Annotated in this window: 14 protein-coding genes; 13 read left to right on the plus strand and 1 reads right to left on the minus strand. The window is 27.9% G+C overall.

Annotated elements, in window-relative coordinates:
• The first annotated feature begins 23 nt into the window (after nucleotides 1-23).
• From CLOPA_RS03960 to CLOPA_RS03970, 4 genes are all read left to right on the plus strand, one after another.
• The gene (locus tag CLOPA_RS03960) at nucleotides 24-1,109 is read left to right on the plus strand and encodes a glycosyltransferase family 4 protein (RefSeq protein WP_015614185.1); all 1,086 of its coding nucleotides are present in this window, start codon (nucleotides 24-26) and stop codon (nucleotides 1,107-1,109) included.
• A gap of 20 nt (nucleotides 1,110-1,129) precedes the next feature.
• The gene (locus tag CLOPA_RS26390; RefSeq protein ID WP_278246030.1) at nucleotides 1,130-1,252 is read left to right on the plus strand and encodes a hypothetical protein; all 123 of its coding nucleotides are present in this window, start codon (nucleotides 1,130-1,132) and stop codon (nucleotides 1,250-1,252) included.
• Nucleotides 1,253-1,321: 69 nt separating this feature from the next.
• The gene (locus CLOPA_RS03965; RefSeq protein WP_015614186.1) at nucleotides 1,322-2,440 is read left to right on the plus strand and encodes a glycosyltransferase; all 1,119 of its coding nucleotides are present in this window, start codon (nucleotides 1,322-1,324) and stop codon (nucleotides 2,438-2,440) included.
• Nucleotides 2,437-3,537 carry a glycosyltransferase family 4 protein gene (locus tag CLOPA_RS03970; RefSeq protein ID WP_015614187.1) on the plus strand — a complete coding sequence of 367 codons (1,101 nt, stop codon included), beginning with the start codon at nucleotides 2,437-2,439 and terminating at the stop codon, nucleotides 3,535-3,537. The genes CLOPA_RS03965 and CLOPA_RS03970 overlap by 4 nt, the downstream gene beginning before the upstream one ends.
• A 174-nt stretch (nucleotides 3,538-3,711) precedes the next feature.
• Here the strand turns inward: CLOPA_RS03970 and CLOPA_RS03975 are convergent, their stop codons facing one another.
• Complete coding sequence (locus CLOPA_RS03975; RefSeq protein ID WP_015614188.1) at nucleotides 3,712-5,019, minus strand: hypothetical protein; 1,308 nt, start codon at nucleotides 5,017-5,019, stop codon at nucleotides 3,712-3,714.
• Nucleotides 5,020-5,252: 233 nt separating this feature from the next.
• Here CLOPA_RS03975 and CLOPA_RS03980 point away from each other — a divergent pair, with 233 nt between their 5' ends.
• The 9 genes from CLOPA_RS03980 (at nucleotide 5,253) to CLOPA_RS04020 (ending at nucleotide 13,818) form a co-directional block, all read left to right on the plus strand.
• Complete coding sequence (locus tag CLOPA_RS03980; RefSeq protein ID WP_015614189.1) at nucleotides 5,253-6,104, plus strand: glycosyltransferase family 2 protein; 852 nt, start codon at nucleotides 5,253-5,255, stop codon at nucleotides 6,102-6,104.
• A gap of 173 nt (nucleotides 6,105-6,277) precedes the next feature.
• Nucleotides 6,278-7,273, plus strand: coding sequence for a glycosyltransferase family 2 protein (locus CLOPA_RS03985; protein WP_015614190.1), 996 nt, complete (start codon nucleotides 6,278-6,280; stop codon nucleotides 7,271-7,273).
• Between the two features lie 46 nt (nucleotides 7,274-7,319).
• Nucleotides 7,320-7,958, plus strand: coding sequence for a YveK family protein (locus tag CLOPA_RS03990; protein WP_015614191.1), 639 nt, complete (start codon nucleotides 7,320-7,322; stop codon nucleotides 7,956-7,958).
• 44 nt (nucleotides 7,959-8,002) lie between these two features.
• A complete protein-coding gene (locus tag CLOPA_RS03995; protein ID WP_015614192.1) occupies nucleotides 8,003-9,229 on the plus strand; it encodes a beta-galactosidase in 1,227 nt (408 codons plus the stop codon).
• Between the two features lie 202 nt (nucleotides 9,230-9,431).
• Nucleotides 9,432-10,124 (plus strand): YveK family protein, encoded by a 693-nt coding sequence (locus CLOPA_RS04000; protein ID WP_015614193.1) that lies wholly within the window; start codon nucleotides 9,432-9,434, stop codon nucleotides 10,122-10,124.
• A 16-nt stretch (nucleotides 10,125-10,140) separates the two neighbouring features.
• On the plus strand, nucleotides 10,141-10,812 hold the full coding sequence (locus tag CLOPA_RS04005; RefSeq protein ID WP_015614194.1) for a CpsD/CapB family tyrosine-protein kinase: 672 nt from the start codon (nucleotides 10,141-10,143) through the stop codon (nucleotides 10,810-10,812).
• A gap of 25 nt (nucleotides 10,813-10,837) precedes the next feature.
• On the plus strand, nucleotides 10,838-11,506 hold the full coding sequence (locus CLOPA_RS04010; RefSeq protein ID WP_015614195.1) for a sugar transferase: 669 nt from the start codon (nucleotides 10,838-10,840) through the stop codon (nucleotides 11,504-11,506).
• Between the two features lie 104 nt (nucleotides 11,507-11,610).
• Complete coding sequence (locus CLOPA_RS04015; protein WP_015614196.1) at nucleotides 11,611-12,660, plus strand: mannose-1-phosphate guanylyltransferase; 1,050 nt, start codon at nucleotides 11,611-11,613, stop codon at nucleotides 12,658-12,660.
• A gap of 33 nt (nucleotides 12,661-12,693) precedes the next feature.
• Nucleotides 12,694-13,818: a polysaccharide pyruvyl transferase family protein gene (locus CLOPA_RS04020; RefSeq protein ID WP_015614197.1), complete on the plus strand. Its 1,125-nt coding sequence runs from the start codon at nucleotides 12,694-12,696 to the stop codon at nucleotides 13,816-13,818.
• Nucleotides 13,819-13,847 lie beyond the last annotated feature (29 nt).

Consider the following 13,847-nt stretch of genomic DNA (forward strand, 5'->3'; position numbering starts at 1 on the left):
AATTATTGGAGGATTGTAACAATATGATTTTGATAATATCTGGAAGCAGCACTATAAGTGGAGCCGAATATGTCTTAGCGGACTATTTAAAATATTCCAATAAAAATAAATTTATAATTCTCACTTCTGATAACAATAAAGTTATTAATTTTTATGAAGATTTAAATATTAACAGAGTTATAAGTTCTAAATACTTGACTCCATCAGGAGCGGTAACAAACAAGAAAATGTTTGGAAAAGTTAAAAAATTATTAAGATACATATTATCTAGACAAGTAATATATAATACAATTAATAAATTTAATATTAAAAAGATTATGGGTAATAATACTACAGACATTATATATTCTGCATGGGTAAAAAGAATTCCAGAAGCTACATATTATCAGTATGTTCATGATATAGTTAATGAAGAAAGTTTTATAAGCAAAGTAATATTAAAATTTGACAAATATGTGGACAAATATTTTGCTGTGTCCATGGCAGTTAAAAATTCTCTTTGTAATATAGGTATAAATGAAAATAAAATAATATTAATTTATAATGGATTACAGGATTTAAAATTCATTGAAAGGCGTATGAATGATAAATTAGTATTTGGATTTTTGGGGGCTTTAAGTGATAGAAAATCTCCTTTAACCTTTGTGGATTTTATTAAAAAATCAGGGTACAAGGGCCTAATGGCATATCATATTTCAGAAGGCAATATGGAAAATAAAGTTAAGGATAAAATTAAGAAGGAAAATGTGGACATTGAATTAATAGGAAAAGTAGAAAGAGAAAATATGAGAGAATTTTATGATAAAATAGACTTTCTATTTGTTCCAAGTAAAGAGGACCCCCTTCCCACTGTAGTTCTTGAAGCTTTTAATTACAGTACTCCCGTTATAGGTAGAAGAATTGATGGAATACCAGAAATGATTACAGAACAATTTAATGGATACCTGTTTAAAGACAATGAAGATTTTAATAATGTAATTTCCAAAATTAAAAATTTAAACCAAGAAACATATAGTAAAATTTGTATTAATGCCAATTTTACTATTAAAGACAAATTTAGCTTGAATAAAAAAATTTTAAAATTAAACGAATTCTTATTTTCTACTTAAAATTTAGTAACTGCATTGATATGAAAGAAAAACAATTTAACATTGCCCTAAGGAAACCAGGTAAATACAAAATAAGTTTTGTATTTACCTGGTTTTTAATTGTAAAATGTTCAGAAAATGTCCATGGTAAACTTGTATTATAAAGTCATGTATTAGTGAGAATTGAACTAAAAACTTATAAAAAATATTTTATGTGATTGGAGCTGTAAAATGTGAAATTAGCTTTAGTACATGATTGGTTAACAAATATGGGTGGAGCAGAAAGAGTCCTTATAAATTTTAAGAAAATATATAATGATTCCCCAATATACACCACACTTTATAATCCGACAAAATTAGATGATGAACTAAGAAATATTGATGTAAGAACATCGTTTTTACAAAGTGAAAAAAATTTAAAAAAAGGACATCAAAGTTTATTACCATATATGCCAATGGCCTTTGAAAGTTTTGACTTGAACGAATATGACATTGTGCTGAGCAGTAGTTCTTCCTGTGCCAAGGGAATAGTAACAAGTCCAAATTCTATGCATGTATGTTACTGTCATACTCCTATGAGGTATGGCTGGGAATTTTATTATGAGTATGCACAGGATTGGAATATGAAAAAAATAAAGAGAAATATGCTCAAGTACTTTATCAACTATATGAGAGTATGGGACAATGTATCTTCAAGCAGAGTAGATTATTTTATTGCAAATTCAAGAAATGTAGCATTGAGAATTTGGAAGCATTACAGAAGAGAAAGTGTAGTTATACACCCTCCTGTAAGGTGTAATTTATTTGATATAAGTGATATTGATGAAGATTATTTCTTAATACTTTCAAGACTTGTACCATACAAAAAAATTGATTTAGCTGTAAGGGCATTTAATGAGCTAGGATTGCCTTTAGTTGTAGTAGGTGATGGAGTGGAAAGGGAAAATTTACAGTCTATAGCCAAAGATAATATTAAATTTTTAGGCAGGCAGCCAGATAATGTAGTAAAAGAATATTACTCAAAATGTAGGGCATTTATATTTCCTGGTGAAGAAGATTTCGGTATAACATCTTTAGAAGCTCAAGCTAGTGGACGACCTGTAATTGGTTTAAAAAAAGGCGGATTACTTGAGACTGTTGTAAAAGATGAGACGGGAGTTTTTTTCAATGAACAGACAGTGGAAAGTTTAAAGGATGCAGTTAAAAGATTTCAGCATATTAATTTTGATAAGCAAACCATCAGAAAACATGCAGAAGGATTCAGCGAAGAAATATTTAAAAATAAAATTCATGATTTTGTAAGCAGTAAATATCATGAGTTTGAAAAAATTAGTAAATGGAAGATATTATGATGAAGCAGATTGTATTTAACGCATTACAAACTTCTCTAAGCGGTGGTATTGGCAGATATAGTTATGAATTGGCGAAAAATATTTATAAATTAAATAAAGTTGATTTAAAAATTGTAATTAGAGAAGAAGATAAACATTTATTTAGGTTTGCAGAGAAAGAAGATTTAGTGATAGCTAAAGGCATAGATAACAGTAAAAGCAGAAATTATTATGAACAATTTAAATTACCTGATTTGATAAATGAGTTGTATCCGGAAGCTATAGTACATTATCCAGATAGTATGGCTCCTTTATTTGCAAAAAATAAAGTTGTAATCACAGTTCATGACCTGGCATTTAAGAGTTTAAAAAATGTTTTTACATTAAAAACAACGTTATGGAAGAATCTTATCACAGATTTATCAATAAAAAAGGCAAATAAAATTATAACTATAACTAATTTTGTTAAGGATGAAATATTAAAATATTATAATGTTGATTCTAATAGAATCAGCGTAGTGTACAATGGCTTCAATAATTTCTCAAAAGATTCCATAGAACTAAAAAATATATCAAATAATATTTTGAAGTTTTCTAATAAACCATATATTTTGACGGTGAGTACTATATCACCAAGAAAAAATATAGATGGATTGATAAAGGCATTCAATTTAATAAAAGATAAAATCAATTGTGATTTAGTGGTAGCTGGTAAAAACGGATGGATGTATGAAGATATATTTAAACTTGTAAAAGATTTAAATATAGAAAACAGGGTGACTTTTACTGGTGGTATAAACGATGATGAATTGAAATCCTTATATAAAAATGCAAACACATTTATTTACCCTTCTTTTTATGAGGGCTTTGGATTACCCCCTTTAGAGGCTATGTCCTATGGAATTCCATGCATCGTGTCAAATGCAGATTCTCTATTAGAAGTTGTTGGTGACGCAGCCTTTAGTATAAACCCACATGTAATAGAAGCAATATCTAATGGAATTGTACAAGTGTATAGCGATTCAAAGTTACGCGAAGCCATAGTAAACAAAGGATTTGAGAGAATTGAAAAATTTTCTTGGGAAATGTGTGCTCGCATCGTTGCAACTTTATATTAAAGTATAATAATTATTCAGCTATGTTAACTCATATGCTGAATTTTATTATTGTAAAAAGGGCTTTTTAAAAGCCGATATCTTAAAAAGGGTCATCTCTAATGGTATCTATACATTTTGAGAAAGCCCATTTTATATTATGTTGAAAATTAACTATACAATGTTAATAAGGATAATTTATATGCTTTTTATAATTAAGACTTCGGCTGCAGCAAATATGATCCAAATAAACAGATTATAAGGTTCCGGTACAGAGGTAAAAGCACAGGCAAACAGAACAAATATATAATTAGAAATTCCATAGCTCAATTTGCTTGTATTTTTTAGCTTTGTTATAAGTTTATAAAGGTATATTATAAATACTCCCACTGCTATAAAGCCAACATTACAGAGCCACGTGGATAATAAATCCTTACCCCGTGCAGTACCAAAACCAATACCTAAAATTGGATAGTGCATGGCTGCATTTATGAGAAGCTTAAAAATTGATGAGCGCTCCTCACCGGATAAATTATTTCCCATAAATTTATCATAAGAACCGGTTATAAGAGTATCTTTAATAACTGGATTTAAGTTTACTACAACAATTAAAAGCAGTATAAAAGTAAAAAATATTATGGGAAGAATATAACCTACTTTTTCGCTTTCATTGTGAATATCTTTTATGAATAACATGAGTTTATCAAAGATTACTTTTAATATTAGTGCTGCTAAACCTACGACAAAGGTAGTAGAAGTGGATAAGATACCAGTTACAATGATTAATAATAGAAATAGTATCTTGTATTTATTGTTTAATATATTTTTTTCTAAAGATACACCTAATGCTATCATGGGAGCTAAAAAATAGCCTAACATAGAGGGTTCCTGTGTAACACTATATATCCTTACAAAATAATTTTGTGCACCCTGTGTATTACCACGTATTCCGTTTCTAAAGAATTTATCAAATTCTAAATGTTTTAAGTATGCAAATTCCTGATAAAAACCTAACAAGCAGACAGCTATTGTGCTATATACTAATATTTTTATTGATTTTTCTATTTCATCGGGATTATGATAAAAATAATTTTTTATACATAAGTATAGGATAAAACAAAATAGTAAATAAGACAGCTGGGTTATATTAGAAGATGTAAAGAAAATATTAGTAATTAAACTAGATTGATTCATAATAAATATACTCTTTGAATTGATTAAGGTTGGCATAATTATGGATAAGATACTTATAATCACAAAAATAAATAAAAATTTATTAGGTCTTATTAGTGTTTTCTTATTGTACATAGATAAAAAGGTCTTTATTATAAAGAAAATTCCAAAATAATAACCTGGCTGTAGACTAAAAGTGCTGCCAAAATTGATAACACTAGCAGCAGTAAATCCTGAAAAAAATACTATTAAATATAAAAGATATTTAGCATCTTTAAAAAATAAGTAGATTCCTAATGGAATTAAAAAATATCCTATTATTCCAAGTTCCATGTTATTCCTCCTAGCTTTTATGTAATATTATAAATATATTTTTGTATAAATCCTATAAAAATTACATTAACAAACTTAGTTAGATAATTTTATATAATTCTTTACACAAAAATATATTGAATGATATTACAATTATAGTAAAATATTTATGAATATACAATTATTATTTTTATTTTTGACAAATTATTTAATAATCGCTTATTTTAGAACACACTTATTAGGAGTGATAAATTATGAATAAAAAATATAAAATATCCTTAATAATGGCTACACTGGGAAGAGAAATAGAAGTAAGAAATTTTATTGAGTCATTACTAGTGCAAAACTATAAAAATTATGAGTTAATCATTGTGGACCAAAATGATGGGGATTTTATAAAAAAAATTTCTGATGAATACAGGGGGAAAATGGATATAGTATATATATACTCTGAGAAAAAGGGGCTAAGTTTATCAAGGAATCTTGGATTAAAACATGTGTCTGGTGATATAATTGCTTTTCCAGATGATGATTGTGAGTATAGCCAGGGAATGTTAGAACGGATTATCGATAAATTTGAAAATGAGAATATAGACATAGTAACATTTAAATCCATTGATAAAATAAGTGAGGCTGATAGTAATAATAAATGGGAGAGCACTACGCAGGAAGTAAGTATATTTAATATATTTAAAACATCAATAAGTTACACTATATTCATTAAGGTTAAAAATATAAAAGATATAAGTTTTGATGAAAAGCTAGGAGTTGGAGCGTATTTTGGCTCTGCTGAAGAAAGCGATATGTTATCCAATCTGCTGAGTAAATCCTATAAGTCAAAATATTATCCAAATATATTTGCATATCATCCCATTAAAATAGAAGTAAGTGATAGATATTTTGAGTATGCATTGGGTATGGGAGCCTTTGTAAAAAAGGAAGTTTTTTATAGAAAAAATTATAAATATTTTTTTAAAGGGTTTCAATATATATTTATAAGACCAATTGGTGGATTAATACTCTCCCTTTTAAAATTTAGAATTAAAAGTGCAAAGAGATATAAAGGAATTTTTTTAGGAAGGCTTTTGGGATTTATAAAATATTAAATAAAATTAATTATTATTAATTATGTTCAGAAAATGTTCAATATAAATTTGTATCATTAAGCAGTGTAGATGAAAAATAATATGTAAGACACAAGATTAAATGAAATATTGAATTTAAAATCATGATTAATGATTATTCTGGAGATAAGTAGTTATGAAAGGAATGGATATTAGTGGGATATTTAGTGTCTGTAATAATTCCTGTGTATAACAGTGAAAAATATATAGAGGATACTATAAAAAGTATATTGAATCAAACCTATGATGATATTGAAATCATTACAATTGATGATGGCAGCTCTGATGAATCTGCTAAAGTTATAAAAGAGCTCATAAGTATTTATAAGGGTAAAAAAACAATAAAGTACTATTATCAAGAAAACTCAGGAGTATCTATAGCCAGAAATAGCGGAATTGAAAAAGCTACTGGAAAATATATAGCTTTTATGGATAGTGATGATTTGTGGAAAGATACTAAAATAGAGGCTCAAATGAAAATGATTGAGAAAACTTCAATGAAAGCCTGCTATTGTGGATTTTTAGATTTCTTTCAAGAAGATAATTTAACAAAGAAAAGAAAAATGAAGCTGCTTTCAGGAAGAATATTATATGATTTTTTAAAAGATGACGTGATATGTTGGACAGGCACCTGGGTTATGGAAAAATCCTTAGTTGATAAAAATAATATTAGATTTACTGAAAATTGCAATTGGGGAGAGGATCTTGAATTTTTCTTTAAAATCGCTGCAATAACAGAGGTATGCTGTGTTGGAGAATATTTAGCGTTATACAGAATAAGACCCAATTCATTAACCACTTCTTCATCATTTTTAAAACGAAGTGAGGATATACATGTTTTAATTAATTTAGATAAATGGATGAAACAAAATGCTGATAAACTTATCTATAAAAATATAGATAAAATATCAAATTTAATTTATCAGTTCAGGATACCTTTTTCTTTAATTAACTATACTTATGCTTATATAAATACTTCCAGTAATGAAGATATACATAAAAATTTCAATTCAGTATATGAAAAATTATACACTAATCATATGAAAAATTTAAGTTTAATTAACGGATTAAAGAGTTTAAAGCTATATGTAAAATTGTATCTAATGCGTTTTAGACTATATAAATACAGGCCTCGTAAAAATTTAGAATGATATTAATAAAGCAAAAACGTAGTAAATTATACTTGGGAGGTACTCTATGAAGGATGAAAATGTTATAGACTTAAATGAAGTTTTTTACACCATAAAAAAGAGAAAAGTTTTAATAATAATAATTACTTTAGTCCCTGTTATTATATCTGTAATTATAAGCTTTTTTATTATGTCTCCAGTGTATGAATCATCCTCAACTGTAATAATAATTGGACATAAAAATGATATGCAGGTACAGGACCCCAGCAGCCAGTATACTAATGTGATGATGTATCAAAGTCTCACAAAAACTTATGCTGATCTTGCTACATCAAGATTTATTGAGGAAAAAGCAGCTCAAAAACTTGGTAAAAGTATAACAGCATCTCAATTAGGTAGTTCTATTACAGTTACTCCAAGAGATGAAACTCAGCTTATTGATATAAAAGCTAATGGTAATACACCAGAAGAAGCTTTAGAGAGAGTACAAGCTATTTCAGAGGCCTTTTCAGAGAATATAAATAGTATTAGCAGTATAGCAGAAGTAAATATAGTTGATAATGGACAATTGCCACAGTCTCCTATTAAGCCAAATAAAAAATTATATATTGCCATATCATTTATTATAGGAATTTTACTATCTATAACTACAGCAATTTCTTTAGAGCGAAGAACTGAAAAGACAGTGAAAGAAGTTAAGAAATAACCTAAGTTGTACATGAAAAAGAATAAATAAATGGGGAATAAATAATGCTGAAAAATAAAAAGGTAATATTTTTAATAGTACCAATTATAATAATTAGTATTTTTGTTTTAGTTAAAGTATACAGGTCAATAAACAACAATAATTCTATGACATTAACAGGAGTAAATATTCATTCTTTAGGAATGAAGGACAGCGAAATAAAAAAAATTACTGGAGCCGGACTGAAAATTGTAAGAATAGATTTATTTTGGTCTTCTGTGGAATATAAAAAAGGTACATATGATTTTTCTAAGTATGATAAATTTGTAAATGATATGGAAAAAAATAATGTAAAAATACTTTTTGTGTTAGATTATGAGAATAAATTTTATGATGATGGACTTTCTCCACATACGGATGAAGGACGAAAAGCCTTTACTAATTTTGCTAAAGCCGCTGTAGAACGTTATAGAGGAAAAAGCATTATGTGGGAGATCTGGAATGAACCCAATGGAGGTTTTTGGCATCCAAAGGCTAATTGGGAAGATTACTTTAATTTAGCTATGGATGCAATAAAAGCAATTAAATCAGTAGACAAAGATGCATTTATAGCGGCACCAGCAGCATCAGAAGTTCAATATAATTTTTTTGATTATTTAGGGAGTAAAGGATTATTCAAATATATAGATGCTGTCAGCGTTCACCCATACAGAAAATCAAATCCGGAGACCGTTATTGAGGATTATAAAAACTTAAAAAATTTAATAGAAAATTATCCTCACAATAGAAATATTAAAATTTTTTCTGGTGAATGGGGATATTCTACTTCATGGGAAGGAATGAGTGAAACAAAGCAGGCACAGTATTGCATTCGTCAATATTTATCAAACACCATCAGTGGAGTTAATACAAGCATTTGGTATGACTGGATTAATGATGGAAATGATAAAAACAATCCCGAACATAATTTTGGAGTAATGTATAGTGATTCAACCCCTAAACCAACTTATTATGCAATTAAGACTATGAATGAAACATTGAAAGGGTATGACTACATAAAAAGAGTGGATACGGCATCAAAAAATGATTATGTACTCATGTTTAGAAAGGGCAGTAAAATAGCCTATGCGGTATGGACAACAAGCAGTGAAAGTCATGATATAAATATATCTGTAGAAAATAATAATGTTCAGATTATAGATCTTATTGGAGGAATTCGTAGAGACAAAGCTTCTGATAAAAAATACAGTATCAATTTAGATGGAAGTGTAAAATATATTTTAACTTATTGAAAAGGAGCTGTTTTACAATACATATATGAATTGTAAGACAGCTCTTTTAACTATTGTACTGCTAAAATAATTATTAAAATATTGAACAATGCTATTCTTAAATTTAATGAATATTTTTTAAATGTGTTCAGAATATGTTCAGTAGAAATTTGTACTATTAAATTATACTTAATTGTAGCATAGAGAATTGAGGTAATAAAAAATGAAAAAAAATGAACAAATACGATTAATTGGGTTTAATGAATTTTTTTGTATCATTGCCAAAAGAAAAATGATAATGATTATCATAACTCTAATAAGTGTTTTGATTTCTGGATTTATCAGTTTTTTTATGATGTCTCCTGTATATGAATCACAGGCTAGTGTAATTGTTGATAAAAGGGGAGATGGATCAACACAAAATGTTCAATATAACGATGTAATGATGTATCAAAATCTTGTTAAAACTTATGCAAATATTGCTCTTTCAGATAAGATATATTCTGAAGCAGCTGAAAAATTAAATAATACCATATCTGCTGATGAACTTGCTAAAAGTACTACAATTGAACCAATTCAAGATACTCAAATGCTTACAGTTACTGTGCACGGTACAAGTCCTACAAAAACTTTAGATTCAATAAAATCAATAACAGGTTCTTTTATTGAAGTAGCAAATAGTGTTTATCCTGCTGGAGATATTAGAATTGTAAATCAGGGAAAACTTCCTAAAGCTCCTATAAAACCTAATAAAAAATTTAATATTATAGTTGGATTTTTAATAGGTATACTAATTTCAATAGGATTAATTTTTCTATTAGATTATTTTGACGACACCGTTGAGAGCATAGAAGATATTAAAAGAAACTTTGATTTACCAATACTAGGAACTATACAGATGGAAGAAAAAAGTTAGAAAGGAATATTGAAATATGCTGATATTTAAAGATAAGCCTAAATCATCTATATCAGAAGGGTACAGGACATTAAGAAATAATATACAATTTTTTAGTTTAGATAATAATATAAAAGCACTATTGATAACAAGTTCCTCTCCTTGCGAAGGAAAATCCACAGTAGCATCTAATTTGGCTCTGTCCATTGCAGAATTAAACAATAAGGTTTTGATTTTGGATTGCGATTTAAGAAGGCCTTCAATACATAAGAAATTTCATTTATCCGATGAAAAGGGTCTTTCAAATTTATTGATAGGAGAATATAAGTTTAATGAGGTAGTTCAAAAATACAATGACAATCTATATATTTTGACTTCTGGAACAATACCTCCAAACCCTTCAGAGATGCTTTCCTCTAATAAGATGAAGGATTTTTTGACAAAAGTTAAAGAAGACTTTGACTATATTATTTTGGATACATCACCTGTTGTATCCCTATCAGATGTTCAAGCTTTAGCAACGTTAGCAGATGGCGTACTTTTAGTACTAGCTTCTGGTGAATCAGAAATTACTGAAGTCAATAAAGCAATTAAGCTATTAAGTTATGTTAAAGCTAATATAATAGGGATTGTAGCAAATAAGCTTAAATACAGCAGGAAAAGCATAAAAAAATATAACAGTTATTATAACAAAGATATAAAAATTTAAAGTAAAAGGGTCGGGAGGGATTTTATTGCAAAATGAAAAGTTAAGTGAGGAAATAAATTTTAACCATTATGAAAATAAATATTGGAAAAGCAGTATCTATTATTGCCTAAAGAGAATAATTGATATCTTTGGATCTTTAGTTGGAATAATTCTATTAAGTCCTGTTTTCATAATAATCACTATAGCAATTAAGATTGATTCAAAAGGTCCCGTAATATTCTCGCAGTATAGGGTTGGTAAAAATGATAAGTTGTTTAAGATGTATAAATTTAGATCTATGGTGCCAGACGCAGAAAAATTATTAATAAAATTAAAGGATAAAAATGAGATGTCAGGCCCTATGTTTAAAATGAAAGAGGATCCCAGAATAACTAGAATTGGTAAATTTATAAGAAGGACAAGTATTGATGAACTTCCGCAATTATTTAATATATTAAAGGGCCACATGTCTTTTGTAGGACCAAGACCAAATTTACCTAGAGAAGTAGCTAATTTCAGTAATTATCATAAATTAAAACTTCTTGCAAAGCCAGGACTAACTTGTTATTGGCAGGTTATGGGAAGAAATGAGATAGACTTTGAGGATTGGATGAAACTTGATATAAAGTATATAGAAGAAAGAAATACATGGGTGGATATAAAACTTATAATCAAGACATTCTTTGTGCTGTTTGGGGATAAGAATGCTCATTAGGCATAAATAAAAAATTATGGGTGGTTATTTTTAGTTACGGCAAGTTTAAATATCAGTATCACTAGCTATTGTATAAAAATAATACTTTAGGGGAGGTAAAATAAATGTTATGTGCACTTATAATGGCAGGGGGAAAAGGTGAAAGATTCTGGCCTCTTTCTACAGATGAAAAACCTAAGCAATTTTTAAAATTACTTGGTGAGGAAACTATGATACAGATGACTGTAAACAGATTAAAAGATTTGATACCTGTTGATAGAATATTTGTGGTTACAGGAGAAAGATATATAAGCTTAGTAAAAGAACAGCTTCCTGAACTTTCTGAAAAGAATATAATAGTGGAACCAATAGGTAAAAATACAGCACCTTGTATAGCACTATCTGCTTTTCAAATAGAAAAACAATATAAAGATGCCACTATTGCAGTGCTTCCATCAGATCAACTTATAAAAAATGAAGAGGAGTTTAGAAATGTTATAGCGGCAGCGGACTCTTTTATAGAAGAAAATCAGGATTCCATTGTAACTCTAGGAATGAAACCTGACAGACCGGAGACAGGCTATGGGTATATAAAATGTGATAGAACTTCTTCTATAGTAAATGGATTAAAGATAAGAAATGTAGATATGTTTGTTGAAAAGCCAAATCTTGAAAAAGCAAAGCAGTATTTAAACAATGGAAACTTTTTATGGAACGGTGGAATGTTTGTTTGGAAGGCAAAAAACATATTAAGACTTACAGAAAAATATATGAAAAACACCTATGATGTTCTTAAGGAAATAGCTTGTACTTCAGAAGAAGAATATATGAATAAACTTAAAAGTAATTATGTTTTAGTAGACAGTGTTTCCATAGACTATGCCATAATGGAAAAAGCTAAAGATATATATGTGATACCAAGTGAATTCGGTTGGGATGATGTGGGAACCTGGTATTCTGTGGAGAGATATAGAGATAAGGATGAAAATAACAATGTTTGTGTAGGAAATATAATAAATATAAACAGCAAAAATAATATTGTAGTAGGAAAGAATAAACCTGTTATTATTTTCGGTCTTGAAGATATATTTGTAGTTGAAAGCAATGATATTATTCTGATAGGTAATAAAGATGATATTAAGGATATAAAGGAGATTAAGAAGACGGTTATATGATTGTAAATTTTCATTTAACTTTAAGGAGAAACTATGAAAAAAGATACAATAATGTTTGATGGATATTACGGATTCCAGAATGTTGGAGATGATGTTTTTTGTCTAGTTGCCGAATGGATAGCAAATGAATGTTGGAAATTTAATAATATATATTTTAATGGCGAAAATATCCCCAAATTATATAATAATTCAAGAAAAAATCAAAGTACTAAAATGAATAAAAAAATTAAAAAACTTTCTACATTGATGACTCTTTTTAAAAGTTCACATATAGTGTATGCTGGCGGATCAAATTTTCACACTGCACTATCAGGTATAGGAGATCTAAGAAATTTTTATAGATTTTCCACAAAGTTTACAAAGAAACTATATGCTTTAGGAGTCTCTTTAGGACCATTTGATACAAAACGAGATTATGAGTCTATAAAAAACTATTTAAATAATTTTACATATATTTCGTTAAGAGATAAACGTTCCTATGAAATAGCAAAGAAGATGAACTTGAGGGGAGTTTGTAAACAAAGTTTTGATATAGCAAGCTTACTTCCAGTTATTAATAAAAAATATTATAGACAAAGGATTGATAATAATAAAAAAGATGAGCTTGTTGTAGGTATAAGCCTTTGTCATTGCGAAAGGTACTCAGGAAAAGACATTAATAGAGAAATACAAAGAGAAGAAGTAATGAAGCTGTTAATAGATAAAATGGTTGAAAAATATAAACGCATAACGTTAAAGTTTTTTGTGTTTAATAATAATAAAATAAGTGGTGATAATGAAATCACTATAGAATCTCTAAATATATTTAAGAGTAAATGTAAAGTGGAGCTCATCAATTATACAAAAGATACTTTGTGGTTTTGGAATGAAATGAAAAAATGTAACTTATTTATAGGAATTAGACTGCATTCAGCCATTATGTCTTACATGGCTAATATTCCTTTCGTACTATTTGAATATCATGAAAAATGTACTGAGTTCTTAAATTCAATAGGATATTCACAGAAAGATAGAATTATTGTGGAAAAGTTTGATGTGATTAAATATCTATCAGTAATAGACAGATTAATAAAAAATGATTATAAATATAAATTAAAGCCTAGTGAATTGACAGAGCATGTGCTTAATGATATTAAGGAATGTGCAAATTTTATATAATCGAAAATTTAAAATAATTTAAATTTATA

It is taken from the genome of Clostridium pasteurianum BC1 (assembly GCF_000389635.1).
GTDB lineage: Bacteria > Bacillota > Clostridia > Clostridiales > Clostridiaceae > Clostridium_I > Clostridium_I pasteurianum_A.